39 protein-coding genes are annotated in these 23,922 nt (G+C 33.6%); 36 read left to right on the forward strand and 3 right to left on the reverse strand.

The annotated features are described in order from the left end of the window. The first annotated feature begins 1,053 nt into the window (after window positions 1-1,053). The gene (locus OYT91_RS11925; protein ID WP_281238132.1) at window positions 1,054-1,176 is read left to right on the forward strand and encodes a hypothetical protein; all 123 of its coding nucleotides are present in this window, start codon (window positions 1,054-1,056) and stop codon (window positions 1,174-1,176) included. A 2-nt stretch (window positions 1,177-1,178) separates the two neighbouring features. On the opposite strand, the gene OYT91_RS11930 is transcribed toward OYT91_RS11925, so the two are convergent. The 3 genes from OYT91_RS11930 to OYT91_RS11940 form a co-directional block, all read right to left on the reverse strand. Beyond that, window positions 1,179-1,598: a hypothetical protein gene (locus tag OYT91_RS11930; RefSeq protein WP_281238133.1), complete on the reverse strand. Its 420-nt coding sequence runs from the start codon at window positions 1,596-1,598 to the stop codon at window positions 1,179-1,181. Window positions 1,599-1,671: 73 nt separating this feature from the next. Further along, complete coding sequence (locus tag OYT91_RS11935; RefSeq protein ID WP_281238134.1) at window positions 1,672-2,124, reverse strand: hypothetical protein; 453 nt, start codon at window positions 2,122-2,124, stop codon at window positions 1,672-1,674. After that, complete coding sequence (locus OYT91_RS11940; protein WP_281238135.1) at window positions 2,124-2,462, reverse strand: helix-turn-helix domain-containing protein; 339 nt, start codon at window positions 2,460-2,462, stop codon at window positions 2,124-2,126. The genes OYT91_RS11935 and OYT91_RS11940 overlap by 1 nt, the downstream gene beginning before the upstream one ends. 382 nt (window positions 2,463-2,844) lie before the next feature. On the opposite strand from OYT91_RS11940, the gene OYT91_RS11945 reads away from it, so the two are divergent. The 35 genes from OYT91_RS11945 (at window position 2,845) to OYT91_RS12115 (ending at window position 23,738) form a co-directional block, all read left to right on the forward strand. After that, a complete protein-coding gene (locus OYT91_RS11945) occupies window positions 2,845-3,099 on the forward strand; it encodes a hypothetical protein (protein WP_281238136.1) in 255 nt (84 codons plus the stop codon). Next, window positions 3,099-3,293 carry a hypothetical protein gene (locus tag OYT91_RS11950; protein ID WP_281238137.1) on the forward strand — a complete coding sequence of 65 codons (195 nt, stop codon included), beginning with the start codon at window positions 3,099-3,101 and terminating at the stop codon, window positions 3,291-3,293. Before OYT91_RS11945 ends, OYT91_RS11950 begins: the two co-directional genes overlap by 1 nt. A gap of 17 nt (window positions 3,294-3,310) precedes the next feature. Further along, complete coding sequence (locus OYT91_RS11955; RefSeq protein ID WP_281238138.1) at window positions 3,311-6,136, forward strand: primase-helicase family protein; 2,826 nt, start codon at window positions 3,311-3,313, stop codon at window positions 6,134-6,136. An 11-nt stretch (window positions 6,137-6,147) separates the two neighbouring features. Then, window positions 6,148-6,378 (forward strand): hypothetical protein, encoded by a 231-nt coding sequence (locus OYT91_RS11960; protein WP_281238139.1) that lies wholly within the window; start codon window positions 6,148-6,150, stop codon window positions 6,376-6,378. A 15-nt stretch (window positions 6,379-6,393) separates the two neighbouring features. Beyond that, window positions 6,394-6,702, forward strand: a complete 309-nt coding sequence (locus OYT91_RS11965) for a hypothetical protein (protein WP_281238140.1) — start codon at window positions 6,394-6,396, stop codon at window positions 6,700-6,702. A 75-nt stretch (window positions 6,703-6,777) separates the two neighbouring features. Further along, the gene (locus tag OYT91_RS11970) at window positions 6,778-7,056 is read left to right on the forward strand and encodes a hypothetical protein (protein WP_281238141.1); all 279 of its coding nucleotides are present in this window, start codon (window positions 6,778-6,780) and stop codon (window positions 7,054-7,056) included. Then, the gene (locus OYT91_RS11975; protein WP_281238142.1) at window positions 7,053-7,208 is read left to right on the forward strand and encodes a hypothetical protein; all 156 of its coding nucleotides are present in this window, start codon (window positions 7,053-7,055) and stop codon (window positions 7,206-7,208) included. The genes OYT91_RS11970 and OYT91_RS11975 overlap by 4 nt, the downstream gene beginning before the upstream one ends. 111 nt (window positions 7,209-7,319) lie before the next feature. Next, on the forward strand, window positions 7,320-7,541 hold the full coding sequence (locus tag OYT91_RS11980) for a DUF3850 domain-containing protein (protein ID WP_281238143.1): 222 nt from the start codon (window positions 7,320-7,322) through the stop codon (window positions 7,539-7,541). Window positions 7,542-7,968: 427 nt separating this feature from the next. Further along, window positions 7,969-8,202, forward strand: coding sequence for a hypothetical protein (locus OYT91_RS11985; RefSeq protein WP_281238144.1), 234 nt, complete (start codon window positions 7,969-7,971; stop codon window positions 8,200-8,202). Window positions 8,203-8,262: 60 nt separating this feature from the next. Further along, window positions 8,263-8,460, forward strand: a complete 198-nt coding sequence (locus tag OYT91_RS11990; RefSeq protein ID WP_281238145.1) for a hypothetical protein — start codon at window positions 8,263-8,265, stop codon at window positions 8,458-8,460. Window positions 8,461-8,862: 402 nt separating this feature from the next. After that, window positions 8,863-9,129: a hypothetical protein gene (locus OYT91_RS11995; RefSeq protein ID WP_281238146.1), complete on the forward strand. Its 267-nt coding sequence runs from the start codon at window positions 8,863-8,865 to the stop codon at window positions 9,127-9,129. After that, on the forward strand, window positions 9,129-9,503 hold the full coding sequence (locus OYT91_RS12000) for a hypothetical protein (RefSeq protein WP_281238147.1): 375 nt from the start codon (window positions 9,129-9,131) through the stop codon (window positions 9,501-9,503). Before OYT91_RS11995 ends, OYT91_RS12000 begins: the two co-directional genes overlap by 1 nt. 2 nt (window positions 9,504-9,505) lie before the next feature. Next, a complete protein-coding gene (locus OYT91_RS12005; RefSeq protein WP_281238148.1) occupies window positions 9,506-9,688 on the forward strand; it encodes a hypothetical protein in 183 nt (60 codons plus the stop codon). Window positions 9,689-9,968: 280 nt separating this feature from the next. Then, on the forward strand, window positions 9,969-10,688 hold the full coding sequence (locus OYT91_RS12010; protein WP_281238149.1) for a hypothetical protein: 720 nt from the start codon (window positions 9,969-9,971) through the stop codon (window positions 10,686-10,688). 12 nt (window positions 10,689-10,700) lie between these two features. Beyond that, window positions 10,701-11,639, forward strand: coding sequence for a peptidoglycan-binding domain-containing protein (locus OYT91_RS12015; protein WP_281238150.1), 939 nt, complete (start codon window positions 10,701-10,703; stop codon window positions 11,637-11,639). A 21-nt stretch (window positions 11,640-11,660) separates the two neighbouring features. Then, the gene (locus tag OYT91_RS12020; RefSeq protein WP_281238151.1) at window positions 11,661-12,164 is read left to right on the forward strand and encodes a hypothetical protein; all 504 of its coding nucleotides are present in this window, start codon (window positions 11,661-11,663) and stop codon (window positions 12,162-12,164) included. Between the two features lie 85 nt (window positions 12,165-12,249). Next, a complete protein-coding gene (locus OYT91_RS12025; protein WP_281238152.1) occupies window positions 12,250-12,807 on the forward strand; it encodes a hypothetical protein in 558 nt (185 codons plus the stop codon). 74 nt (window positions 12,808-12,881) lie between these two features. After that, window positions 12,882-13,259 carry a hypothetical protein gene (locus OYT91_RS12030; protein WP_281238153.1) on the forward strand — a complete coding sequence of 126 codons (378 nt, stop codon included), beginning with the start codon at window positions 12,882-12,884 and terminating at the stop codon, window positions 13,257-13,259. Further along, window positions 13,238-13,513 (forward strand): hypothetical protein, encoded by a 276-nt coding sequence (locus tag OYT91_RS12035; protein ID WP_281238154.1) that lies wholly within the window; start codon window positions 13,238-13,240, stop codon window positions 13,511-13,513. The genes OYT91_RS12030 and OYT91_RS12035 overlap by 22 nt, the downstream gene beginning before the upstream one ends. Beyond that, window positions 13,501-14,283, forward strand: coding sequence for a hypothetical protein (locus OYT91_RS12040; RefSeq protein ID WP_281238155.1), 783 nt, complete (start codon window positions 13,501-13,503; stop codon window positions 14,281-14,283). The genes OYT91_RS12035 and OYT91_RS12040 overlap by 13 nt, the downstream gene beginning before the upstream one ends. After that, window positions 14,271-14,468, forward strand: a complete 198-nt coding sequence (locus tag OYT91_RS12045) for a hypothetical protein (RefSeq protein ID WP_281238156.1) — start codon at window positions 14,271-14,273, stop codon at window positions 14,466-14,468. The genes OYT91_RS12040 and OYT91_RS12045 overlap by 13 nt, the downstream gene beginning before the upstream one ends. Window positions 14,469-14,480: 12 nt before the next feature. Beyond that, complete coding sequence (locus OYT91_RS12050; RefSeq protein ID WP_281238157.1) at window positions 14,481-14,933, forward strand: hypothetical protein; 453 nt, start codon at window positions 14,481-14,483, stop codon at window positions 14,931-14,933. A 1-nt stretch (window position 14,934) separates the two neighbouring features. Then, entirely contained in the window at window positions 14,935-15,357 is a 423-nt protein-coding gene (locus OYT91_RS12055; RefSeq protein ID WP_281238158.1) for a hypothetical protein, read from the forward strand. A 12-nt stretch (window positions 15,358-15,369) separates the two neighbouring features. Further along, window positions 15,370-16,011: a peptidoglycan-binding domain-containing protein gene (locus OYT91_RS12060; protein WP_281238159.1), complete on the forward strand. Its 642-nt coding sequence runs from the start codon at window positions 15,370-15,372 to the stop codon at window positions 16,009-16,011. Window positions 16,012-16,113: 102 nt separating this feature from the next. Beyond that, window positions 16,114-16,719: a glycoside hydrolase family 19 protein gene (locus OYT91_RS12065; protein WP_281238160.1), complete on the forward strand. Its 606-nt coding sequence runs from the start codon at window positions 16,114-16,116 to the stop codon at window positions 16,717-16,719. After that, window positions 16,716-17,057 (forward strand): hypothetical protein, encoded by a 342-nt coding sequence (locus tag OYT91_RS12070; protein ID WP_281238161.1) that lies wholly within the window; start codon window positions 16,716-16,718, stop codon window positions 17,055-17,057. Before OYT91_RS12065 ends, OYT91_RS12070 begins: the two co-directional genes overlap by 4 nt. Next, on the forward strand, window positions 17,054-17,608 hold the full coding sequence (locus OYT91_RS12075) for a hypothetical protein (protein WP_281238162.1): 555 nt from the start codon (window positions 17,054-17,056) through the stop codon (window positions 17,606-17,608). Before OYT91_RS12070 ends, OYT91_RS12075 begins: the two co-directional genes overlap by 4 nt. 15 nt (window positions 17,609-17,623) lie before the next feature. Beyond that, window positions 17,624-18,112: a hypothetical protein gene (locus OYT91_RS12080; protein WP_281238163.1), complete on the forward strand. Its 489-nt coding sequence runs from the start codon at window positions 17,624-17,626 to the stop codon at window positions 18,110-18,112. Continuing rightward, a complete protein-coding gene (locus tag OYT91_RS12085; RefSeq protein WP_281238164.1) occupies window positions 18,112-20,766 on the forward strand; it encodes a zincin-like metallopeptidase domain-containing protein in 2,655 nt (884 codons plus the stop codon). The genes OYT91_RS12080 and OYT91_RS12085 overlap by 1 nt, the downstream gene beginning before the upstream one ends. A gap of 20 nt (window positions 20,767-20,786) precedes the next feature. After that, window positions 20,787-21,251, forward strand: a complete 465-nt coding sequence (locus OYT91_RS12090; RefSeq protein ID WP_281238165.1) for a hypothetical protein — start codon at window positions 20,787-20,789, stop codon at window positions 21,249-21,251. Further along, a complete protein-coding gene (locus OYT91_RS12095) occupies window positions 21,251-21,730 on the forward strand; it encodes a hypothetical protein (protein ID WP_281238166.1) in 480 nt (159 codons plus the stop codon). The genes OYT91_RS12090 and OYT91_RS12095 overlap by 1 nt, the downstream gene beginning before the upstream one ends. A 22-nt stretch (window positions 21,731-21,752) precedes the next feature. Then, window positions 21,753-22,697, forward strand: a complete 945-nt coding sequence (locus OYT91_RS12100) for a hypothetical protein (RefSeq protein ID WP_281238167.1) — start codon at window positions 21,753-21,755, stop codon at window positions 22,695-22,697. 26 nt (window positions 22,698-22,723) lie between these two features. Beyond that, entirely contained in the window at window positions 22,724-23,065 is a 342-nt protein-coding gene (locus OYT91_RS12105) for a hypothetical protein (protein ID WP_281238168.1), read from the forward strand. A 197-nt stretch (window positions 23,066-23,262) separates the two neighbouring features. Next, window positions 23,263-23,466, forward strand: a complete 204-nt coding sequence (locus tag OYT91_RS12110) for a hypothetical protein (protein ID WP_281238169.1) — start codon at window positions 23,263-23,265, stop codon at window positions 23,464-23,466. Further along, entirely contained in the window at window positions 23,463-23,738 is a 276-nt protein-coding gene (locus OYT91_RS12115; protein WP_281238170.1) for a type II toxin-antitoxin system YafQ family toxin, read from the forward strand. The genes OYT91_RS12110 and OYT91_RS12115 overlap by 4 nt, the downstream gene beginning before the upstream one ends. Window positions 23,739-23,922: the final 184 nt, after the last annotated feature.

Below are 23,922 nucleotides of genomic sequence, written 5' to 3' on the forward strand. Positions count from 1 at the left end.
ATATTCCTCAGAAAAATCTACACAGCTCGTTGTATTAATTATTGATTGAGCATGTGAAAAATTAACAAATAGAATAAAAAACAGGAGAGCTATAGGATTTGCATAAGCAAACCTTAATAAAGTAGATTTATGCATATTCTTTGGTGGTTAAGTTTATTTGTCTTTGGAATAACAAACATAACATAAAATTTAAATAAAAGCACAATAAAAATAGACCGAAATACACTTATATCGATGAAATACACATATAGGTACTTTTACTCGCTATTTTTACTACAAAAAAACACAGCAAATGAAAATTTAAATTTAAAAAAAAACGTATTCTGCTTTAAGAAGCAAAATACGTTTAAATCTGCAGAGAGGAAGGGATTTTTTCTTACCAAACTGCAAAAAATAACAATCTCATTATCAAAAATTTACATTTCAAAAAACACCCTATTTTGATGTTATTTGACACAATTACGACACAGGACGCAGAGGGCGAAATCCCTCTCTGCAAGGCTTTACGCTGTTTTAAAGGTTTATAAACTTGCTTTTTTTCGCAAAATAAGCCGTTTTTAAACCCAATATTGACACACAGGCTCAATAGCATAGCGATTGAATAAAACTCATCAAATAAATACAAGTAGGGGTTTTTGTGAATTGGTTGCGACAGCAAACCAAAGAGCAAAAAAGCCTACTTGTATTTATTTGATACCTTATTGGGTACGCATTTATAAAACACCCCTACTCTACACCTCGGGACGGTAATTAAAAAAGACATCACTAAAATCCCTCCGCTCAAAAAGTAATTTTATTGCCCTCCCTTTTAAACCCTCTATTTAAAATTAATAATTTTGGAAACATTGGAAACATAACCGCAAACCCTTGTTTTTACTGCTTTTTCTTGTTTCCTTTTTGTTTCCAAATATTTTTTTGTTTCCTAAATTTTGGAAACAAATCTTTAAAAAAAATAAAAAAATAAGCCAAAAAGGAAATTTTGGCTTATTTTCAAACGTGGCATTAGTTCGAGTTGTAAAATGATCTTAAATTGCTATATTTACATAAAAAACTATGGAAATTACAATATCAATTGTTTTAGCTTATGCAGTTGGGTATATATTTGGTTATAAAGAAGGATATTTTTCTTCCAAAATAGATAAGTTAAACGAAAAACTTAAAGAGTTAGATTTTTAAATCTACTCCTTTCGGTTAAATACTTTTCCTAAAAAATCTTTATTACTATTTAGAATCCCACCTACAACAACCATTATTAGTGTTGCTGATGCTGATTTGTCTATAATTGTAAATTTTTGCAATATAATTGCCAAAATCAATATCATAGACAACAATACAATTGAATAAATTTTATTTCGTACATCGAACCCTTTGACATGCTCTCGCATATCAGTAGAATTTTTTTGCCTTAATTCAAGTTCTTTTAGATCGAGTTCTTTAAGGATAATCATATTATCTATTTCCTTACTTTGATTTTCTAACCTTAGTTTATCCATCACCGATGATTGCTCTACTAGTGTTGCAATGGCGGTTACGCCTTGTTTTAAAAGTTCCTTATCAAAATCTTCAAGTATTTCAACCGAATTATTGTTTTCAACCATATTTATTTTATTGTTACTATCATTTAGTTACTACATAGCCACTTAGCTAATAGTCTTGATACGTTTTTTTGTTCTAAATTGTGAATTTATTTAATGCCCATTTTTCATTAAAACAATAATACATTACCTTTCTTTTGTGAAATGCTTTAATTTGAACTATTTGATGTTCGTAAAAATTAGCTTCAATTAATTCAATTTGTTTATCAAAATTTAATATTTTTTCTATAATATCTCTATTGCAAGATTTTCTGTAAAGAGGGTCGATTTTTTTATACAAGTAAACTTTATCATTATTATCAAGAATTGAAAAAAAAATTAAATTTTTTATTTCATTTTCTGTTGGGTACTGACCTAAATCCCAAGTCGAATAATTTTTAGAATATTTATTAATGTACAAGAATATAGATTCCTTTTTAAAAAGAATTGAAGTGTTATTTTTAGTATAATAATTGTCATTTTTATTACTTAATTTGAAACCATTATTCAATAATAACAATTCTATTTTTTGTTGTCTTTCATCAATCATTATTTCTCTCCAGTTACCATTTTCAATAAATGTTCTCTTTTATCCGATGATATTTCGAATGTTACCGAAATTCTTTCTTGAATATTGGTATTGTCTTTATCAATGTAAATTTTAGGATAAGTAATAATATCTATTGCGGAAACATTCAAGGCCTTTGCAATTTCTGCAAGTTTTGAGTATGATAATGCAATACCTCCTTTTTCTATTCGGCTATAAGTTGCTCCGTCTATACCTAGAAGTTCGCCTAAATAGTTTTGTGTAAAACGCTGTTTAGTCCTTATTTCCAGTATGTTTTTTAGTATTTGCTGTTCTGAAACTTCCATATATAAATATAACATTGAAAATCAAGTGGTTAAAATTTAAAACGCAAAATATTTGCATATGACGTATGATTAATTTGCGTATTACGTAATATTTTATATATTTGTAATTGAAAACGAATTGAAAACAGTTAAAAAAACAAATCAAAAGCAATTAGCAAGGTATAATTAATTAATCAAATAATTATATAATTAATTATAAAAAATGAATTCAAATGATAGCGGATAAAAAAAGTATTTACAGAAAGTACAGATTGCATCAAAAGATAAAGGGTTTGTTTCGCTATCAATCCAGTACGAAAACAATTTTTGTCCCTTATAATGATGATTTACAAAATAAATTTTTACTGGAACTACAAAACAATTACAACTATCAAATACAACTCGAAATACCACTAATATGATAACAGATAATCAAAAGAATAAAATTACCGAAGTACTTACAAAACATTATTCCAAGAGAATCATTGACCACTTGAACGAAAATGAAATTTATAATTCAAAAGGTAAGGAGTTTTCAAAAGCTTCTATTCAACGCATTGTTTCTGGAGCGCAGGTCAACGAAACCGTAGAACTGGAAATTGCGAAACTAGTGGCCAAAACTAGAGAAGAGCAAAAAGAACTCGAAAAAATCAAAAAACAACTATTTAAGTAATGGCATTCATAACCACAAAAAAACAATTAGAAGCCTATAAAAAAAGGATTGAACACCAAAGGGATTTACTGCCTTTGAGTTTAATATTTTCAGAAGAGGACAAAGGGGCAATTGACACTATCTATAGAGACCTAATAGAAATTTGCAACGATAGAATTAATAGTTTGCCCGAAAAGTACATTCCTTTTCCTTAAATCAAAGCCCCTAAAAAATGACTAACCAACCATACAACCTACAATTACTTTGGGACGCTACTAATAACGGTTTAGACTACTGGCATGAAGTATTTCCCGAAAGCAAGGGTTTAGAAAACAAAAACAAACACTTTAAAACCCATATCGAAAATACCCCAAGTACAACCCTATACAACAAAGGAATAGAAAACAATGTATTTGTAATTTACAATCATTCTAGTAAAGAGGGTTGCAGTATTATTAATCACGTAAAAAAAGAGCGCAATTGCTCCTCTGGTCAAGCCATGAAATGGCTTTTTGAAAAATACAATTTGGAGGTAAACGGCAAAAAAACAAGTTTCAAACCCGTAGTTACTTTCAAAGACACCAAAGAACCAATTGGCTGGAAAATTGAAGAAGCTGAAACGGTTTCTATTGCCTTTAAAGTTCCCTTTGGAGACAGCGAAACTTTTAGTTATCATAATTTTGTGCAGCTAATTAACTATGAAAATGTTTATTTAAATAGCGAAACACAAACTGTTAAACTTCTTAAAATTGAAGCTACCCCCGAATACCCTATTTACGGACACAAAAAAAATGATTTTGTAAAATTATATTGCCCAACTTCAAACAATAAATACAAGCATTCATTTATAGGCACTAAACCCCAACGCTTTATATATGGCTGGGAACAACTGTTTGACGATGTTGCAGAAAACAGAATTAGAGAAATTTGGGAGGTTTTAAAAGATCCTGTTTACTCGGAACACGAGAAAAAAGAATTTAGAAAAGAATTAGAATCGTTGCAACTGGACGAAGTATTTATCGCTTCGGGAGGTTCAGACGGTTTAAATCTAACATCATTAGGTTACAATGTAATTTGGTTCAATTCAGAATCCGAAATTATAAACAAAGCCGAATACAGCCGATTATCTAAAATTGCTAAACAAATCTACTACGTTCCCGATTTAGACCCTACAGGAGTAAAAATGGCTGTGAAAATGGGAATGGAATTTATTAAAATAAAAATCGTTTGGTTGCCCGCCAATTTTAGCACTAACGGAAAAGATTTGACCGATTGGGTAATCGCTAATAAATATGCTGGAAAAGAAAGTGTAAAATACAAATTTGAACAACTAAAAAGTGTTGCCTTAGAATTTCAATTTTGGGACAAAACCAAAACAGGTTACAAAATCAATCCTAAAAAGGCATTGCATTTTTTAAAATACAACAATTTTCGTCTCGAAAAAGACACAACAAAAGTAATTGCAAAGGGCAAAGAAGAGGATGGCAATTTTCTAGTTATAAAAAACGACATACTAGAGCGTACCGTACCTACTGAGGTTAGACGATTTGTAACCGATTGGCTAGATGCTAACTACTACAGTACAGAAATTTTTAACACTGTTGTGAAATCTAATTTTTTTAATCAACACATTTTAAAAGCTTTACCAAGTTTTGAGTATATAAGAAAAACAAGCGGCACACAACATCAAATTTATTTTTTTAAGAACAAAAAAATTCTAATTACCAAAGAGGGAATAAGCGAAATAAAAGACAAAAAATATGACAATGTACAGGTTTGGGACAATAATGTAATTGAGCATCCTTTTAAAATTACCGAACCCTATTTTGAAGTTTTTGAAGATGATGAAAAACGAAAACGCATTAAAATAAACAGTTTAGAAAGCAATTGTCTAAAGGTATTAATCAATACTAGCCGTATGTTTTGGCGCAAAGATGCTGATTTAGTACAACAAGATACCAACGAATTTAAAATAAACAGTACAAAACTAAACCCCGAAGAAAACCAAATACAAGAACAACACTTATTAAACAAAATGTATTGTTTAGGATATGCTTTGCATCAACAAAAAGTAGCTTCAAAATCGTACTTAGTTTTAGGTATGGATAGTCACCAAGGAAAATCAATAAAAGGGAGTCATGGAGGAACTGGTAAGTCTGTAATTTTAAAAATGCTCAATCTATTTTTGAAAACCACGGTTATAGATGCTAACAATATCAAAAAAGATGCCTTTCCTTATGATGGTGTTACGCCTGATACACAAATTGTAAATCTTGATGATATTGGGATGTATCAAAATTACCGTGAGTTTTATGTAATGGTAACAGACAACTTAGTAGCAAACCAAAAAGGAGGTGTAAAATACAATATTCCGTTTGCCAAAAGTGCCAAAATAGTTGGAACCACCAACTATACCCCAAATGAAATATCAGGTAGTAGCGAACGTAGAATTTTGCCTTATTACACTTCTGATTTTTATCACAAAGCTACTAGTGAAGACGATTATGTTTTTAGCAGAAAAATATCAGATTTTTTAGGTCGTGATTTATTTGACGAAAATTATAAAGAATCTGAATTTAACCACGATTATAATTTTTTGTTGCAATGCCTGCAATTTTATTTGAGTTGTGATACTGAAATGTATGCTCCAAACAACACAATGATAGAGCGTAATCTATGGCAAAAAATTGGCGATGAACTCAAAGATTTTTTTGATAAATTTTTTGAAGAACCCGAAAACTGCAATGCTTGGATAGAAAAATCCTCGATAGCTCTATTGTACATTCAAGACTACGGAGGGAAGAAAACAAAACAACAAATAAATGAAGCTTTATCGATGTATTGCACCATTAAAAAATGGGGACTTACTGAAAAGAAAATAAGGAGCAAATACGACAACAGTAAAGTTGTTCCGCACTATTTTATTGATATGAAATTAAGTGACAAACAATTTCAAGAAAATAAAACAACCGAAGCACCTGCAGAACCAACCGCTCAACAACTGCAACCCGAAATGAGTTTTGAAACAGTTAAAACCGATTTACCTGACTGGTTATGAAAATAGTTGTAATGAATTTAAGAGTAGCCATTAAAGAAGATTTTGCAGACGAATACGATAATAAAAAAATCGGAGTGCTGTATTTTCAACAAAACCATGATGGCAATATGTGTACACAACCATTCTATTTTAATGAGAATACTGAAATACACAATTTTAGACAATTGTACTCTACTGGTCAAATTTTTGTCCCTGTTAGAATTTTTGATACAGTGGACATTTTAGAAGAAACAACAAACTAATAAAATAATTTAAAAATGGAATTTAAATACAAATTTAAAGAAACCCACAAAGCCCCAAAAAATTGTTTTGCAAAATTTAAAAACGATGAAGGTGGTTTTCATTATGAAAAAGTATATCGCTTTGCTGTTTTTGAAAGTGTAGATGCAATTGGAAAAGAGGATTATCCAAATTTAGTCCCTATTACTATGGCAGAATATAGCGATGGGTTTCTCTCTTGGGATGGTATCCAAGAAATTAAAAACTTTGTAGGATTGGTTTTTGATTATAACCCAAAAAAAACTTTAAAAATGTCCTCTATAAATAGCTTTATAATTAATCCGTAAAAAGTAGATTTTTTAGCAAACCTGGAATTACTGCAGAAACAGATCTATTCAAAAAAAATCTACAAATTCAACAACATGATAAAAGAAAGTACATACATCAGAAGTTTTACACCTGCACAGCGCAAACAGCTGGAACAGATAGAAAAGCAACAAAATTTTAAAACAGTTCCCGAAATGTTATTTTTTGCTTTAGATAATTATTTTGAACAAAAAAAAGACATCGAAAGACTAAAAAAAATAATTAAAGAAAAAGAAGAAAAAATTTCAACAATGAACCTACAAATTGACTTTTTCAAATCAGCATCCAAAAAAATAAGTGATTTAAATAATTTTATAAAAAACCTAAACAAATGAAATTTAATAAAACCAGTGTAACCCTATTAATGATCTTTATACTTCTTTCTTCTTTTGCCTTATCGGTCTATGTTTTTGTAGTTTCTTTTGATTTACTACCAAAAGAAATTCACAACGAAGCTTATGTCAGTCCTAATGAATCACAAAATTAACTACTTTAAAAAGGGTGTAAAAACAAGATTTATACCATTATACCCTTTTAATACCTAATTATTACCTAATACACCCCTATTTTAACACCATTTTTTTTTATATAAAAAACCATGACCCACGACCTAAAAATAAAATATGAGTTTGCCCAACTTCACTTTCAAGGTAAAAAGGATTGGGAATTGAGAATAAACGACCGAGATTTTAAAACAGGTGATTTAATACGATTCACGATTATAGAATTTGGATTTGTCTACACAAGGACAATTGAAGCAATTTTCAATGATTTTGGACTACAAAAAAACTATGTAATTCTATCTCTAAAAAAACATTAAAATCACCTAACTATGGCGCTCAAATCTAGCAACCCTACAAATGCAATTATCAATCAGAATTTTGTCATCCGAGTACTGGAGAACCCAAAAGAGAATCCAGTCAAAAACACGAAATTGACCACAGCAAACAAACTCTCAAGGTACTTAAATGACGAAGAAATGAAAATAAAGCTTTTTAAGAAAGTATTAGAGGGTGCGAAAGACAAATACACCTTTCTTATACGAAACCGCCTTAAAATAGATTTTTGCTCAAAATAACTTTTTTTAACAAAACGAATCAAAATAAAGCCTTTTAAAGGGTTTTTGCTTCAAAATATATAAATGTATATTTAAAAGAAAATAATTACTTAAAATTAATATTTAATCAAAATAACTTTATAAATTTGGAGTCAAAACCCAAACCTATTATCAACCAAGTTACTGTATTATGAACCAAACTACACCCAAAAAGTTACCCAATGCACCTACAAAAAAACAAGCCGTTGATATTTTTTTAAGGGCGGGGATTACTTACAAAAGAATACAAACTACAATAAACGACATTATAAAAGAGTCTCGCTCCTTACCAAGAGATTCAGAAGTAAGAGCCAAACAAATCAGTGAACGAGAGTTTGAAGAATTGGTAGAAACTTTCGGAATGCCAAAAGGGTATAGTTGGTAAATTTATTAGAATCCAAAAATCAAATCATTTTGTATCTTTGTAAATCTAAAACACATTGCTATGGATACTTTAATAATAAATACCAAGAATACTAGTAACGCAAAATTTATTTTGGAACTGGCAAAAAAATTAGGCGAAGAAGGAAAAATATTGAGTCAAGAACAGCAAGAAGATTATTTTTTGGGAGCAATGATGAACCAAGAAAAGACAGGTATAAAAGTATCGAGATCGACTATATTTAAAAAACTAAAAAAGTAATGGAGGTTACAAAAATTATTATCGAATAAAAATAGGAGATTACAGAATAGGAGTTGAAATAATAGATAATGTTATCGATTTTATTGTAGTAGCGCCTAGAGGGAAAATTTATAAAATCTTTCCTTAACACCCCACAAACCGCCCCAAAACAGGCGGTTTTATTTTTTTTGCAACTTTTTTTACCCCTTTTTGCAAAACAATACTTTTTTTGTGTACGTTTGTAATGCTAAATAACGTTACCGAGGAGAAATCCTAAAAATTTTTATCGTAAAAAAATCATAAGCAAACCGTTGCTATGGTGTCGGGTTCTCGAAAGAGCCGAAAATTTTCTCTCCTTTGGGAGCGTTGTTTAGCACACCTAAGGCAACGGCCTTGCTATTTATTAACGTTAAATTTTTCAAAATGCTAAACAACGAAAAAAACACCCCAGTTAAAATAACCGATGAGTTATTGTACCAAATTCCCGAAACTTTATTGGGAGAATTTATGGAAGCCCGCAAAGACAAAGAATTACTTAAGGGCTTAAACTTGATGTTCCAGAACTATTTTCAATCCAAGCGTTATTTTGATGACGAAAACTTCAACCACGAAGCCGTAACCGAGTGCTATCACTTTTGCTTTTATTTTTTGAACCACAAAGAATTGTTTAACCCTAAAACTGTAGCGTGATGAAAGCAAAATCAATGATATTTGTAAGTGAAGCTCAAAAAGGAAAAAGTGCCTACGAGTTGCATTTTAGATTGTTGCAACAGCAAGAAAAAGGATGTGAGCATATTGTTATGGATGGCGAAAAAGTTTCTAAACGATTTTTTGATATGCAATTCGAGTTAAAAAAATGGCATCCCAGCGCCAATTTAATTACTATTGTCGATGTCGCCAAAAATTTTGATTACACCAAGCTTTATAACCTAATAACCAACGGCTATACCAATGTTTTTGGGCGTACAATTATCCCTCAATTTTTGATAACTACCGAGCATTTACCCAAAAGAAACGACCCCTTTGATACTTTATTTGTGGTTTATGAGATAAAAAAAATATAACGATGAAAAAACTATCTCAAAAACAGCGTATAGAAAACCTCAAAGAACAAATTAACGATTTGGTTTTAATGATAGAAGTCTTGGAAACCCAAAATAACCAATTGCGATTGGAGCAAAAGCCCAAAACCCCTTTTGATTTTCCAATATCAAAACTTCACGAAACTAGAATTTATCATACTTTGTAATTATTTCAAACTCTAAATTTGCAACACTTTTGCAACACCTTTGCAACACCGTTGCAACAAACCAAACCACGCCAGTAAAAGCGTGGTTTTTTTATGCAATATTGTTTCGTAATAGTTGGTAATGGTTCAAAAAGGTTGGTAAAGTATCGTAATGTCGCAAAATAACAGTATCCCGTTGGTGCTAGTTCTAAATGGTTATGTACAAATAATTCCTTAACATATTTGCAGTCACAGAAATGATTAACCAGCCTAACGCTCTATTAATAAGCACGAACAGAATATGAACATTGATAACTTGTTAAGAAGAAATTTGTTAAGTGGTACAGAGTATGAGCCGTTGTTTCCAAAGGTTAGCTGTGATAAGACTAATCTGGGCAACGGCAATACTTTTGATTCCGTGAGGATGATTAAGCAAATGGTTATCAAATACCAGTTTCAAACAAAGAAAGTTGCAACGTTGTTGCAACAGGAAACACTTAAGGAAACCTGCGATAGGATTTACTGGTTTTTATATCACCATATTCAGTACAAAGCTGATGGAGCGGAACAAATGCTGAGAAGTCCTGCGTGTGCGTTCAAGCAAAGAGTTGAGGGAGTGGATTGCAAAAGCTACTCAATATTTGCTAGTTGTTTGCTTGCTAATATGGGCGTAAGGCATTATATCCGTCAAATTAAGCAGCCAAGTTTTAGACCTGATTTATTTACGCACGTTTATGTAATTGTGCCTTTAAATCAAGAAACGGGAAACATAAAAGACGGCTACTTAATCATAGACGGTACAACGAGTAACAACAGAGAACCAATATACACAATGGCACACGACACAGAGGTAAATCTACCACATTACGGATTGAATGCACCAAAAAACAGAGCCGTTGCAACAAAAAGAAAAAACGTTGCAACAAAAGGCAAAACCGTTGCAACAAAAAGTTGCAACAAGAAAGTAACTTTAGGTATAGGTGCATTTTTGGCAGGTATTTTTCTATTTGGAAAAAAATAAAAAAAAGAAAGTATGATACATATTAATGTCGAGGGAGAAAATGGGTTAGGAAAACCAAAAAAAGGATTCAAAAAATTTTTGAAAGGTGCAAAAATTGCGATTGCGCCACACACACTATTGTTAAATAAAAGACACCGTAAGCCAAACCAAAGACCTAAACTTAAAGCTAAACAAATCAATTTTGACAGTACAGAAAGTCCAGAAATTGGATTAGGAAAATTGAATGTCAAAAAGGCATTAAAAAAAGTAAAGCTTAAAACGGTTGTTAAGCAGGTGGGTAAGGTGGGTAAAATAGTTGCGCCAATTGCTGCAGGTTTTATTCCTGTAGCGGGTGGTACCGTTTCTAAAGTACTGGATTCAAAGCTAGGAAAAACAGCGATGAAACTGGGGAAATCAAAAGTAGGAAGTGCCGTTTTAAGTCAAGCGGGTGTAACCTTACCGAGTTCAGAACCAAGGGCAAAAGCAATACCAGTAAAAAAGAAAAAGGGCTTACTAAAGAAAAAAGCTGTTACAAAGAAAACACCCGTTGCACCCGTTGCAACAAAAGTAAAGCCAAAAGCAAAATTTCCTATAAAATTTAAAAAGAAGAAAGCTGCTAAAACACTAGCCATTGGAAGTAAAGGCGAAGATGTCAAAGTATTGCAAGAAGAACTTGGTGTGAAACCTGATGGTGATTTTGGACCAAAAACGCAACAAGCATTAGAGCAAGCAACTGGGCAAAAAACTATAAGTACAGAAGCTTTGCAAACCCAGTCAGAACCAATGGAGGAATTGCAACCACAAGGAGCAATTACCCCAATTAAACCTTATGAGGAATTGCCCGAAGAAATGCAACAGTCAAGCGCAACAGCTACAGGAGCAGTTGCAACTCCAAAAAACAACACATTGTTATTGGTAGGTGGAGCGGTTGCTTTGGTGGGAATAGGGTTTTTAGCAACAAGAAAGAAGTAAGTAATTAATAAAAATTAGACAATGAATAAAGAAGTAGTAACAATTGGAGGGGCGGTACTAGGCGGAATGGTATCAAATGGCGTAGGAACGTTATTGCCTCAGTCGGAAAGCCCGATTATGAATGTAGTTCTTGCAGGAGCGTCGGCTTTTGGAGCAACAAAAGTTAGTGGTTCATCCACAAAAGACAACGCTTTGAGAGGTGCTTTAATGGGTAGTGCAGTAGTACAGGCACTAATTGCTGTTAAGAAAATTTCAACCAAAAGTTTAGACGCAAAGCTTGCAGGAACAAGTAAGCCAACAATGTTTATGCGTGGAGCGGTTGGATTAGGTTGTCCAGATGAAGACGGTTTGCACGGTGCTTTGATGGGTGCAGATGGCCAAGTTTACGAGTATGACGAATCGGGTTTGCATGGTACGTTTATGGACGAAAACGGAAATGTTTTTGAACAAGCAGACGGATTGCACGGTGTAGAAGAAGAAATCTACGGATTGCAAGGAGTTGAGGAAGAAATCTACGGATTGTAGGGCTGAGGAAGAATTATACAGCTAAAAAAAGAATTCAAAAAATAAAAAGTGTAAAACTGGGAATTATCCCGTAAAAAACAAAAAAATGAGCAGAAAACAAGAATTATTGTCAGCAGTATCTACAATTAAAGCAAAAGATCAAGACGGAGTTCCGCACGTAGGAAGAGTAGCATTAACCGATAAAACGCTTTACTTAAATGTAAACGTGAGAGGTCAAGGAGGAACAATCGCCTTAATTGATGTGAATACAAAACGTGAAGTTGGGGTAACCAATCTTGACGGTAATCGTTTAAACGCTGGACGAGATTACATCATTGATGGCATTAGAGTTCTTAAAGGAACGACAGCTTCGGCAAACGTTAGAAGTGAAAAATACTCTCAAACAGCCGTACTGGATGAAGCATTGCAAAATGCAGAAATCAGACTCAAACAAAACGGAAACATTTTGCTTGATATGCCAATGAGTGACATTTCAAACCCGAGTAGTACAAATGAAGTTTTTAGAAATATCTCAACTTCTCCTTTGATCCAATCAAATATGGAATTTGAGTTTGAAATTGAATATCCAAAAGGTGTTTCTGTTTCTGGTGCAGCTGATTTAAACATTCGTTTTGAAATGAGAGCGCACCAAGCAAAAGTTTAAAAAAAACACGGAATCATTAAATCAAAAAAGCCGTAAAGCGTAAGGCTTACGGCTTTTTTTTATTCACAAAAGAAATGAAAACCAAAGAGAAAGTAATCAACCTAATCATACCACAAGGTTCAAAAGAAGCAACGCTTTTAACTGCACTAGAAAACGGCTACGTATTAGGAGCAGAAGTTCACACAAACCATGCAGATGTTGATAATATGGCTGAATTTGCCATAAATGATGATAGTGGAATTGCGGTTGCAAAATCATCACACATAGACCACTGGAAACGTAGAGAGGGAGCAGGATTTCACGACAGCTACAAACCTTTGCAATTTGAAACAAACGCAAAAACGTTCAATTTCATTGCAAAAACAAAAACAGCCGTTGCAAAGGACACGTATTTTAATGCTGTAGTTATTTACAGCATAATAGAAGAAAAATGCAAAAGTCTAGCCCAGTAATATTAGTAACTAAGGAAGATGTAAGTGTCAAAATCGAACACGTTACCACAATGGAAGTTTTTAATGTTGGGGATGTTGATGCAACTTTCAACGGTGCAACACTCAAAGCAGGAAAAAACAAAACTATTGTAGTTGCGGACGGAACATTTTCAGACGTTGATATTGACGTTGTTTTCTCCAGCGCTGCTTTGGCAGGTTACGAAAAGAAAATAGAAATAATCTACAAAAAAATTATACCCTCATGCGTGAATTAGAATTATTAATGGAAAAACTCAACAGCGACCAGTACGCTTGCGTTTCTGTTTTCGATTTAGATACGAATGCATTTCTTTTTCGCAATAAGACTCACACTGAAATAATGCAGGAACACCAAAGCGCAGAAAATTTCTTTGAATCTCTTTTTGCAAATGGACACAAAGCATTGGAACTAACACCTAAACGCAAAAACGGTTCTTCTTATAAAGTTACGGGAGCGAGTTTCAAAGTTAATTTTTCGCCTAATACGCAAACGACACAATCACAAACATTTCCACAAATAACGATGCCACAAGTGCAACAACCGATTTTGGCTGAACCGATGCAAAACTCTTTTGGTTTGGGAGCATTAGACATTATGAATCTTATGGTGTCAAAAAACGATGCAACAAGACTACATACTGAATGTGAGATTTTGAAAGCTGAAAACAAAGAGCAAAAAAAACTCATAGAAGAACTGAAAGAAGAACGCCTTGAAACAAAATACAACAGTGAGAAAAGCAGTGCAAATCAAGGAATGTTAATGGGAGCGTTGCAACAATTACCCGCATTGGCGGGAATGTTTAATGGTACTGCAGCTGCAGGACTTGCAGGAGCTGTAGAGCAGTTTACAACTCCCGCAAAAAAAACCTTTGCAACGACATTGCAACAACTTGATGATACCGTTGTGAGTGTATTGTACAACATTAATACTGGACTTAATACGAATAACGAATTTTCGGTAGAACTAGCCGAACTCTTAAAAAAGCACAACTTATGGCAAGCATAATGAATATAAATATTGAAACTAAAATCAATACTCCTTTTGAGATAAAACCAAAAACCGAAGCTTTAGAAGCATTGGCAAAATTGGATTTAGATGTGTTACAAAAGCTGGCAGAACTTTCCAAAAGTCCCAATGCTATTTCGCAGTTGAAAAACAATTTCGGAATGATTAAGGGATTTTTAGGATAAACCTCTTAAAAAATGAAACAAGGATTAAAAAACCCCGCACTCGTAGCTTATGCCAGTAGTGAACAAGGGCAAAAAACCATTGCAAAAGGTACTGATTTAGGTTTTTTGCTTTTGAAAATTACACTTATAGGCGGGTTAGGCTTTTTTGCTTATTACAAAATATTTATGGGTTTCAAGAAGCTTCAAGAAGACCCCCGATACAAACCAAGCAACATAAGTCAGACAACAGCCAAAGCGAGAGCCGAAGCAATTTACACCGCAATGATAGGCTTTGGTGCAAACTATGCCACAATCGAAAAAAATCTAACGGGATTGAACCACAACGGTTTTATACGATTGTACAATGAGTTTGGACAAAGAAGAGGAGCCACACTCGTAAATATGAATTTAGTAGAATGGTTGCAAGACCAGTTCAAAGAAGACGACATTTCAAGGCTTAGATTTTTAATACAAGGATTCTTTTAAGATGGACAAGAAAAAAATAATAATTATAGGCGTTTCGGTAGTTGTTTTAGGGGTTGGGGCTTATTTCCTTACCAAGACCAACAAAAACGGAAAATCCATATTAGGAAGCAAAAAGAAATTCATAGACGAGGGCGACATAAACAGTGCGCCTGTCTTTTCTGCAAAGCAAAAAGTATCATTACTCTATGAAGCAATGAACCGCTACACAGGGACAGACGAAACCTTAATAGTAGAAACCCTCACGGGAGTATCACAAGCGCAATTTGGAGCAATTAATAAGTTGTGGGGCTTAAAAAACTACAATACTATTTTGGGTTACAACGCAATAGGCGGTTCAAAATTACCTCTTAAAACATGGCTTCGGGAGGAACTAAACGATGAATATTACATTTTATTGAGGAAAAAATTTCCTCTTTACCTATAAAAGAAAAAGACAATGAAAGTGAGTAATGAAAATAAAGTTTTGATAGGCGTAGGAGTTTTTGCAGTTGCGGGACTTGGTTTTCTGTACTGGAAGAAAAAACAGAACGAAAAGCAAGTAGAAGAAATACCAAGCTATCTACCAGAAGTAGCCCAAAGTGCAACAAACAAAAGCACAAGCACAGGACTTGACAGAAACAAGCTATTGAGCAAAGGAACAAAAGGGGCGGAAGTAATGGAACTACAGAACTTACTTAATATTAAAGTAGATGGTGATTTTGGAAACATCACCCTAACGGCTTTGCAAAAGGCAAAAGGAGTTTCGCAAATAAGCCTTAATCAGTTCCAAACGATAAATACAATTTTAGGACCCATTGTAAAGCCAGTTGCAAAGCCAGTTGCAAAGGCGGTTGTTAAACCAGTTGCATTGCCAAAAGTAGGAGCAAAACTAATGATTTCAGTCCCTACCACTACGCTTTACAACTCCAAAAAAATAGCCAACGGCTCTTATACCAATACTGGAGAAGCGGTTTTGGGAAAATTCAGTTACGGGGAATCAGCTGGAACATTTAAGTCTGCTACTTCAAACGGGAGTTATTTAGTTCAAAAAGATGGCTACTATTATTTCATCAATGGCAAACACGTAAAACCGTATTGAAATGACACAGACAGCAGAATCAAAATTAATGATTGGAGGGTTGGCAATACTAGCTTTAGTATTGTTATTGCCTAAAAACGAACCTAAAAAAGTAATTCTATAATGGTAAATTTTATAAGCATAAACAGTGGGTCTTTTTTTAATTCACTCAAAAAATACGGCATTACAAGTCCTTTAAGGATAGCGCATTTTTTCGGTCAATTAGCTGTAGAAAGTGCCAATTTCACGGCAAACGTAGAAAAAATATCCTACGCCTTGGCTCAAAAAAAATACCAAAACCACCGATGGTTAGGGAATAAAAAAGAAGGTGACGGCTACCGATTTAGAGGGCGTGGATTAATCCAGTTAACAGGGCGTTACAATTACCAACGTTACAAGGACTATTCGGGCGTTGACGTTGTTAATCATCCCGAATTAGCAGCGGAATTGATTAACTCAATTGACATCGCTTGCTGGTATTGGGTAAACAGTCCAAATGGCAACCTAAACAAATTAGCAGACAAAGACAGCGTTTTAGCCGTTACCGAAGGAGTAAACGGAGGACACAATGGATTACCCGAAAGAAAAAAAGCAACCGCCTATTTCAAAGCCCAAAACATCACGCTTGAGGAATTAAAAAAAAAAGTCAAGCCAGCAGTATTTAATGTTAAGCCTACTGTTTGGAGTTGGTTTAATAACGGTAACAACAATATATTTTACAAAAAATGAAAGACACAATAATTCAAATAACTAAGTATTTCGGGGATTATTTGGTATTCATTCTATTAGTTCTTTCAGGTCTAGTGGTTAAGATTCACTTTGCTTTAAAAAAAGGAAAAGCCCCCTCTTTTAAATGGTTTTTAGCGGAAGCTGTGGTCAGTTTTTTTGTCGCTTTTTCTGTTTATGCTGTTTTCGATCAATTTTTGCAATGCAACAAACCCTTTACATACATTGCTTGTGCTTGGGGTGGTTCTATGAGTACCATGCTGCACGACAAAGTAGAAGACTTAATCTCTGAAATCTTTTTTATTCTTAAAATTTTAATCAAATCAAAATTTATCAAATGACAACAAACGCACCAATGCAAAGCCCTTTTAAGGGTAATAACGTGTTAATTATTTTATTGACTTTATTCTTTACTATAATGCTTTTGGTAGGATGCAAAGCAACACCTCCAACAAACACTCATACTATCGAAAGAATTATCGAACACAAAACTGACAGCACAAAAGTAACTCAAGTGAACAAAGCAATTTTAGACAGTTTAGTCATAAAAATTGCAAAGGTCAAAACGGTAAAACCCGAATGCGATAGTATTACACAAGCCACGCTCGACCAAGTTTTAAGCCAATTGAATAGTTATAAAAAATCGGGCAATAATGAATACAGAATTGGCTATGATGCAGCCCTTAAGCAAATAGTAATATTACTGAAACAAGCGGAAACCAAAGACGAAAGCACAACCACAAATAAAGTAGAAAAAGAGAAAGAAAAGGATAAAGAAATTAAACCTGTCCTAATAAAATATATTCCTTGGTGGGTTAAGTATTTAGCTTATTTGGGTGGGGCAACTCTTTTATATTTGGCTTACAGGATTTCAAGATTTTTTTTAGTGTAATTAAAGCAGAACAAAATGAGCAATACAATAGCTAAAATAGGAATAGGAATAGGGATTTTTGCCATTGCAATAAACTTATTCAAAAACAAGGCACAACAACTGGTTAGCCAGTTTGAGGACATTGTTATAATTCCTGTAGGTTTAAAAAACTTTAATGCAAAATGGAATAATGGCAAACCTAGCGCAACATTCAGTATTGATTTGAATTTTATCAATCCAACGCCAACTGTTTTTAGTGCTGATGGAGTGATTTTAACTCTTAAAAAAATAGTTTTCTATGACCAGAACGATAATTATTTAGGGGAAACAATTTTAAATATGACATCGTTAAACATCCCAGCAAAATCAAAAACAATTGTAAGGAACATTCCTATTGTGTTGGACTTGAAAACGACATTGACAAATGCACTTGCAATAATTAACAGCGGAAATTTTAGTTTGGATAAAATCAAAACAGAAGCCGTAATAAATATTTTAGGAATAGAATATAAAACAAAGCAATAATGAGTATCGCAAAGGAATTTAACGCACTTAACGGGATGATAGTAACAAGGAAAGACCTTGAAAAACTATTGGAAAAAGCTGAAAAAGAGCGACACACCATAATTTCAAAACGTGTTATTCGGGTTCTTGAAGCTTTTAAAGACGATACTTTTTTGATTGAACTCAGAAACTTAGTAGAGCCTTATGGATTGAATGGGGTGGATATTGATGGAAATACCTCTTTGCTCGATGGTTTGGAGTTTATTCCCGAAACCAAAGACATAGGACTTGGGAAACCAGTTTCGCCAAACGAGATTTACGATATGGTTACGCAACGAATGATTGATTTAATCAAAGAAGCGAACAAAGGCGATTATAAGAGGGCTTGGAAAGAAGAGGGTTATTTAATTCCGTACAATTTCGTTTCAAAAAAAGCGTACAGAGGTGTAAACGTGTTTATGTTGTCGCCTATGTTCGGGCTTTTAGACAATCCCTACTATCTAACTTTTAACCAAATACAGGAAAAAGGCGGAAAACTAAAAAAAGGTAGCCATGCACATAAAGTGGTTTATTTTTCGACTTTCAACAAAGAGTATTCCGATGCAGAAATTGAAAAACTGAACACTATAATAGTGGACAATAAGCTTGAAAAAGGAGACGAAAAAACCATTTTTTTTCTGAAGTATTACAACGTTTTTAACGGTGCGGACATTGAGGGAATTGATTTTGATTTAGATAATTTCCCTCTGCAGGGAAAAGTCGTAAACAATGAGGTTGAAACTGGCAACAATGAAACAATTGACATTGCCGAAGCGATAGTAAAAAATTATCCTAAGCCACAACCCGAAATTTTATTTTTAGGAAGCGGAGCTTCATATATTCCCGATGTGGATATGGTAAAAATGCCAGATATTTCAAAATTCAAGACTTCACAGGATTTTTACAGAACACTTTTTCACGAATTAAGCCACAGTACAGGACACGAAAGCAGGCTAAAAAGACCGTTTAGAAATCCTTTTGGCACACCCGAATATGCTTTTGAGGAATTGATTGCAGAGTTTGGAGCGGTTTTTTTATCGGCTCAAGCAGGGATTATGTTTTATACTAATAAAAATCACGCTGGCTATTTAAAAGGTTGGAATGAAGTGTTACTTCCAAATTTAGAAAACGACAACCGTTTTTTAATGAAAGCCAGTAGTCAAGCGCAAAAAGCAACTGATTTTATTTTACAACCCGATGCAAAGGGTGATTTCTTGTTTATGAAAGATGGAAATTCTCAAAAACAAATTCAAAATCTCAAAAGCAGCAAGCCAAAAGCAAAAAAAAGCAACCAATTAGAGTTGTTTGAGGGGTTGAAAGGGACTGCAAAAACCGTTGACACTATTGCTTTTAATAAACAGATTCTGGAAGCAAAGCGAAATGGGTTTTCAAAAATTAAAATTTTTCAGTTAGGAAGAACAAAATCGGAATTATGGAAAATTACAGGTAACAATAAAATTACATTGTCGGGTGCAATTATAAAAAAGGCGATGACAAATAAAGATAAATCCCATAATGTAAAATGGGAACACCTGATAAATTTGCCAGACAATATTAATGAGCCAGTTGCTATTTTTAAAAGCGAAAATAAAATAGGTGGTTTTGTAGTCCTTACAGAAGTAAAAAGCCATTTAGAAAAGCCTTTTATGGTTGCAATTCACACAAGTAACGATATTAAAATAAACGACATTAGAAGTATTTATTCTCGTACCGGTTTAGTTCATTATAAAAATTGGTATAAAAAAGGATTGCTTTTGTATGGAAATGAAAAAAGCGAATTATTTAAACTGATAGTGGGTACAATTCCCACCAAGTTTAAAAACCCGCTTACTAGCCACAAAGATACAAAAAAAGGTTTGAACGCTCCAAAAACCATTGCAAAAACTGTTGCAAAGGAAAAAAAGCCAGTTGCAAAAGGAATTTTAAACACAAATTCCCTTGCCTATAAAATGGCTAACAAGCCTACAAATGTTGATTTTTTTAAAATTGAGAATAAAGACATATCAGACTTTTTGGGGCAAATAGAGCATAAGCAAAAAGAAAGTGTTGTGATCTCGCTTACTGGTGGTCAGGGTTCAATGAAAACCCGAATGTGTTTTCAGTTTATGAATGCTTTGGCACAAAATTATAAGGTAGGACACGCAAGTATTGAAGAGCATCCCGAAAGCAATTTATATTTTGACAAAGCAGAGCAATATTTGAATACAAAGGCTTTGAATAATATAGAAGCTCCCGAAATAAAAACCATTGCTGAACTCGAAAATCTGATAAAGAAAAACGATGTCATTGTGATTGACAGTTTTACCAAAATGCAAGAAATGCACAAAGGTTTTGAAGTCGATAAAGATTTACGCAAAAAGTATGATGGCAAACTCTTTATTGTGATTTTTCAGCAAACCACAGACGGTAAAATGCGTGGGGGAAGCAAAAGCCAGTTTGATGCCGACATTGTTTTGTTTACGGAAAAGAAAGACGACTACCGAGAAAATTACATTTATGCGGACAAAAACCGTTACCAAAACAAACCTCTTGACGGCTTGAAATTCAACATTTTTAATAAAAAGTTACAAGGTAACACACCCGAAACAACGGGAGAACCAACAGAGAAAAGAAAATTATCATTTATAGTGAGTTAAAAAAAATAATCAATCAAAAAATGAACAACTTAGAAATATTTAAGACCCCTGATGGGAAGCCGTTAGAAATGGGAAGGGAACAACTAAAAAACGAATGTTTGAAAAGTTTGAAATTTTGGAAGCCCTTTTTGAATAAAAAAGGATGGGAAAACGCAGCTAAGGAACATATCTCATTTTGGAATTTTCTTTTAAAACAAACCAATAACCAAAAATCAATAAAAACCATGAAAAACCAAGGATTAAAAAAACCAACAGTAAGAGGCTTAAAAACAGTATGTAGTCAAGTTATAAAAGCTACAGGGCTAAAAGTAGACGGTACTCTGAAAAAAGGCTATAAATATGTAGCGGGAGGTAAAATAGTAAAAACAAGTGCAACCCCATGCAAAGCAAAAAAGGTTTGTGCCAAAAAAATGGTTGCAAAGAAAAAGCCAGTTGCAAAGAAAAAAACAACCACAAGAAAAACAACCGCTAAAACTAAAAAATAATGGCAGTCGCAAAAACGCTTAAATTCTCAAAAAAAGACAACGGAATTGTGCTGCTTCAAAACACACAAGACAATTCGGTTGTGGCTTCGTTTGAGCCTGCAATGAGCCTGCAACGTGAGAATGGCGACAACAACCGTTTTCGTATCACTTCATCAACTGATGACAATGGTTTTTTGATAGATTATCGCACCATAGATTGTGATTTGTGTGTCCCTGTTATTGTTAAAGCGGATATAAACGAATTTTTGATAGCGCTTTCGAGGGACTTTTTTTTTTTAGCTAAAAAAGGAGGTTCAGCCATAACTAAGTCGGGCGATTTCTTAATATTTAAACGAGCGGGTAACGTTGATCTAACAAAACTCGAAATTAATGATTTTGCTATGGGTATTGTCGAAGATCAATTTATAAAAGGCATTTATCTAGGTGGTTCATTATCTCAACTAGGTTCTTTTGATGTTTACGACAGATTACAATTTTAAACCAATTTATAAATAAAAACTAATGAAAAAGATTATGTTGATTTTGGTTGTTTTAGTACAAACAACCCTTTTTGCTCAAAGCACTCAAACAATTGAGAAGCCACTTAAATTAACAAGCGTTGCAGTTGGCACACTTTCAGACGATGTTTTGTTAAGAGGGATAACCGATAAAGAGGTTAAGAAAATATCAGTCAATAATTTATTGATAAGTAAAGCAAATTTAGCCTCACCCACCTTTACAGGAACGCCAACATTACCTACTGGTACAATTGCAACGACACAAACAGCTGGGAATAATACAACAGCAATTGCAACGACCGCTTTTGTTACAAATGCAGACAACTTAAAGGCAAATTTGGCATCACCCACCTTTACAGGAACGCCAACATTACCAACTGGAACAATTGCAACCACGCAAACTGCAGGGAATAATACAACAGCAATTGCAACGACCGCTTTTGTTACCACAGCTGACAACTTAAAGGCAAATCTAGCTTCGCCAACCTTTACAGGAACACCAACGTTACCAACTGGAACAATAGCCACAACACAAACTGCAGGGAATAATACAACAGCAATTGCAACAACGGCTTTTGTATTAAATCAAATTCCAAACATTAACGGCAATTGGACACCTACAGTGACGTTACCAGTTAATTGCACAATAGGAAGTATAGACTCAGGAACATTAATTGTTGGTAACAGTAGATTTGCTTATATTTCATTTTCTGTAACAGTAACAGTAATAACTGCAAACACTTTAACATCTATAAGAGTTAGTGATCCGAGTAGCTATAGTGGGGGGGCTAATTCGCTTGTAGGATTCGGATTTGCTTATCTTTCTGATACTAACATAGTTCCAGTAATGTATAGAAGTACAGTTGGAAATATACCTACTGTTAGCTTTTACCCTACTGCTTCAGGAACTTATAAATTAGCAGTATCTGCATCATATAGAGTCTATTAATAATTGAAATAACTCCAAACACCATAATGCAAAAATTTACAACCCTAATCACAGGCACAACCGATACAGCTACCTATATGGCAGGATTGTTCTTTGCTTTAATTGGTTTGGCTTTTCACTTCAAAGTAAAAGTTGCTAGACGAAACGCAATCTCAAAAAACACACCGTATCATTTTTCTTGGTTGTTCTTTACGCAGGACAATCTTGTAGAAATTGTTTTTTCAGTGGTTGCTATACTACTGGCATTGCGTTTTTCTGTAGAGTATGCAGGTACACAAATAACAATGTTTTACGCTTTCGGTATTGGTTTGACGTTTCCAAAATTTATTGCTTTTATGTCAAAAATACAGGGCAAAGCACGGATATAGATTTTAATTTTAGTTAGTTTTGTTTTAGTAGGAGAATAGCGGTGCAGTTTGTACCGCTATTTTTTTGGGTAAAAGTAGATTTATTTGTTGTCCCGGAACAGCTGCAGAAACTCCAGGACAACAAAAAAAGCTACATTTTATTTTTTTTATTCAGTACATTAAAAATATATACCTTTGTGTAACTAAAATATAATGTTATGGAAATCACTATAAAAATTGACCAACGTAAGAAAGAAGCTAGGGCATTGCTTGAGTTTTTAAAAAACCTACCATTTGTTGAATTAAATATAGAAAAACCACGATACAACCCCGAAACCGAAAAAGCAATACAAGATGTTCGTAACGGCAATACGTTCAAGGTAAAAAACTCGAAACAACTTTTTGCTGAATTGGGAATATGAGTTATAAAATTGAATATACAGGCAAAATAAAAAAAGATATTAAACTAGCCATAAAAAGAAATCTTAATATACAACTATTCAAAAATGTAGTTGAAATACTTGAAAGCGAAGGCAAACTTCCAGCCAAATACAAGCCTCATATTCTAAAAGGAAATTATGCAGGTTTTTGGGAATGCCACATACAACCCGATTGGTTGCTAATTTGGGAACAAAATGACGAAATTAAGCTAATTTCATTAACCCGAACAGGAACACACAGCGACTTATTTTAGTCGCTTTTTCTTTACCCCCAAAAAAAATAAACTTTTTTTTGCAATCGTATTCTTTTTTTACATACGTTTGTAATGCTAAATAAAGATTACCGTTAGGAGAAATCCTCACAACTTTTATCGTAAAAAAATCATAAGCAAACCGTTGCTATGGTGTCGGGTTCTCGAAAGAGCCGAAAATCAATTC

The organism is Flavobacterium praedii (genome assembly GCF_026810365.1).
GTDB lineage: Bacteria > Bacteroidota > Bacteroidia > Flavobacteriales > Flavobacteriaceae > Flavobacterium > Flavobacterium praedii.

What these genes read in the sequence shown, in the direction of transcription:
- OYT91_RS11950 (WP_281238137.1), top strand. Translation starts at nt 3,099, where the DNA reads ATGGCATTCATAACCACAAAAAAACAATTAGAAGCCTATAAAAAAAGG.
- OYT91_RS12045 (WP_281238156.1), top strand. Translation starts at nt 14,271, where the DNA reads ATGGCAAGCATAATGAATATAAATATTGAAACTAAAATCAATACTCCT.
- OYT91_RS11995 (WP_281238146.1), top strand. Translation starts at nt 8,863, where the DNA reads ATGCTAAACAACGAAAAAAACACCCCAGTTAAAATAACCGATGAGTTA.
- OYT91_RS12020 (WP_281238151.1), top strand. Translation starts at nt 11,661, where the DNA reads ATGAATAAAGAAGTAGTAACAATTGGAGGGGCGGTACTAGGCGGAATG.
- OYT91_RS11930 (WP_281238133.1), bottom strand. Translation starts at nt 1,598, where the DNA reads ATGGTTGAAAACAATAATTCGGTTGAAATACTTGAAGATTTTGATAAG.
- OYT91_RS12115 (WP_281238170.1), top strand. Translation starts at nt 23,463, where the DNA reads ATGAGTTATAAAATTGAATATACAGGCAAAATAAAAAAAGATATTAAA.
- OYT91_RS12025 (WP_281238152.1), top strand. Translation starts at nt 12,250, where the DNA reads ATGAGCAGAAAACAAGAATTATTGTCAGCAGTATCTACAATTAAAGCA.
- OYT91_RS12070 (WP_281238161.1), top strand. Translation starts at nt 16,716, where the DNA reads ATGAAAGACACAATAATTCAAATAACTAAGTATTTCGGGGATTATTTG.
- OYT91_RS12005 (WP_281238148.1), top strand. Translation starts at nt 9,506, where the DNA reads ATGAAAAAACTATCTCAAAAACAGCGTATAGAAAACCTCAAAGAACAA.
- OYT91_RS12110 (WP_281238169.1), top strand. Translation starts at nt 23,263, where the DNA reads ATGGAAATCACTATAAAAATTGACCAACGTAAGAAAGAAGCTAGGGCA.
- OYT91_RS12055 (WP_281238158.1), top strand. Translation starts at nt 14,935, where the DNA reads ATGGACAAGAAAAAAATAATAATTATAGGCGTTTCGGTAGTTGTTTTA.
- OYT91_RS12030 (WP_281238153.1), top strand. Translation starts at nt 12,882, where the DNA reads ATGAAAACCAAAGAGAAAGTAATCAACCTAATCATACCACAAGGTTCA.
- OYT91_RS12040 (WP_281238155.1), top strand. Translation starts at nt 13,501, where the DNA reads ATGCGTGAATTAGAATTATTAATGGAAAAACTCAACAGCGACCAGTAC.
- OYT91_RS11960 (WP_281238139.1), top strand. Translation starts at nt 6,148, where the DNA reads ATGAATTTAAGAGTAGCCATTAAAGAAGATTTTGCAGACGAATACGAT.
- OYT91_RS11990 (WP_281238145.1), top strand. Translation starts at nt 8,263, where the DNA reads ATGGATACTTTAATAATAAATACCAAGAATACTAGTAACGCAAAATTT.
- OYT91_RS12095 (WP_281238166.1), top strand. Translation starts at nt 21,251, where the DNA reads ATGGCAGTCGCAAAAACGCTTAAATTCTCAAAAAAAGACAACGGAATT.
- OYT91_RS12080 (WP_281238163.1), top strand. Translation starts at nt 17,624, where the DNA reads ATGAGCAATACAATAGCTAAAATAGGAATAGGAATAGGGATTTTTGCC.
- OYT91_RS12010 (WP_281238149.1), top strand. Translation starts at nt 9,969, where the DNA reads ATGAACATTGATAACTTGTTAAGAAGAAATTTGTTAAGTGGTACAGAG.
- OYT91_RS12060 (WP_281238159.1), top strand. Translation starts at nt 15,370, where the DNA reads ATGAAAGTGAGTAATGAAAATAAAGTTTTGATAGGCGTAGGAGTTTTT.
- OYT91_RS11935 (WP_281238134.1), bottom strand. Translation starts at nt 2,124, where the DNA reads ATGATTGATGAAAGACAACAAAAAATAGAATTGTTATTATTGAATAAT.
- OYT91_RS11985 (WP_281238144.1), top strand. Translation starts at nt 7,969, where the DNA reads ATGAACCAAACTACACCCAAAAAGTTACCCAATGCACCTACAAAAAAA.
- OYT91_RS12065 (WP_281238160.1), top strand. Translation starts at nt 16,114, where the DNA reads ATGGTAAATTTTATAAGCATAAACAGTGGGTCTTTTTTTAATTCACTC.
- OYT91_RS11940 (WP_281238135.1), bottom strand. Translation starts at nt 2,462, where the DNA reads ATGTTATATTTATATATGGAAGTTTCAGAACAGCAAATACTAAAAAAC.
- OYT91_RS12085 (WP_281238164.1), top strand. Translation starts at nt 18,112, where the DNA reads ATGAGTATCGCAAAGGAATTTAACGCACTTAACGGGATGATAGTAACA.
- OYT91_RS11975 (WP_281238142.1), top strand. Translation starts at nt 7,053, where the DNA reads ATGAAATTTAATAAAACCAGTGTAACCCTATTAATGATCTTTATACTT.
- OYT91_RS12035 (WP_281238154.1), top strand. Translation starts at nt 13,238, where the DNA reads ATGCAAAAGTCTAGCCCAGTAATATTAGTAACTAAGGAAGATGTAAGT.
- OYT91_RS11965 (WP_281238140.1), top strand. Translation starts at nt 6,394, where the DNA reads ATGGAATTTAAATACAAATTTAAAGAAACCCACAAAGCCCCAAAAAAT.
- OYT91_RS11945 (WP_281238136.1), top strand. Translation starts at nt 2,845, where the DNA reads ATGATAACAGATAATCAAAAGAATAAAATTACCGAAGTACTTACAAAA.
- OYT91_RS11980 (WP_281238143.1), top strand. Translation starts at nt 7,320, where the DNA reads ATGACCCACGACCTAAAAATAAAATATGAGTTTGCCCAACTTCACTTT.
- OYT91_RS12015 (WP_281238150.1), top strand. Translation starts at nt 10,701, where the DNA reads ATGATACATATTAATGTCGAGGGAGAAAATGGGTTAGGAAAACCAAAA.
- OYT91_RS11970 (WP_281238141.1), top strand. Translation starts at nt 6,778, where the DNA reads ATGATAAAAGAAAGTACATACATCAGAAGTTTTACACCTGCACAGCGC.
- OYT91_RS11955 (WP_281238138.1), top strand. Translation starts at nt 3,311, where the DNA reads ATGACTAACCAACCATACAACCTACAATTACTTTGGGACGCTACTAAT.
- OYT91_RS12075 (WP_281238162.1), top strand. Translation starts at nt 17,054, where the DNA reads ATGACAACAAACGCACCAATGCAAAGCCCTTTTAAGGGTAATAACGTG.
- OYT91_RS12105 (WP_281238168.1), top strand. Translation starts at nt 22,724, where the DNA reads ATGCAAAAATTTACAACCCTAATCACAGGCACAACCGATACAGCTACC.
- OYT91_RS12050 (WP_281238157.1), top strand. Translation starts at nt 14,481, where the DNA reads ATGAAACAAGGATTAAAAAACCCCGCACTCGTAGCTTATGCCAGTAGT.
- OYT91_RS12090 (WP_281238165.1), top strand. Translation starts at nt 20,787, where the DNA reads ATGAACAACTTAGAAATATTTAAGACCCCTGATGGGAAGCCGTTAGAA.
- OYT91_RS12000 (WP_281238147.1), top strand. Translation starts at nt 9,129, where the DNA reads ATGAAAGCAAAATCAATGATATTTGTAAGTGAAGCTCAAAAAGGAAAA.
- OYT91_RS11925 (WP_281238132.1), top strand. Translation starts at nt 1,054, where the DNA reads ATGGAAATTACAATATCAATTGTTTTAGCTTATGCAGTTGGGTATATA.
- OYT91_RS12100 (WP_281238167.1), top strand. Translation starts at nt 21,753, where the DNA reads ATGAAAAAGATTATGTTGATTTTGGTTGTTTTAGTACAAACAACCCTT.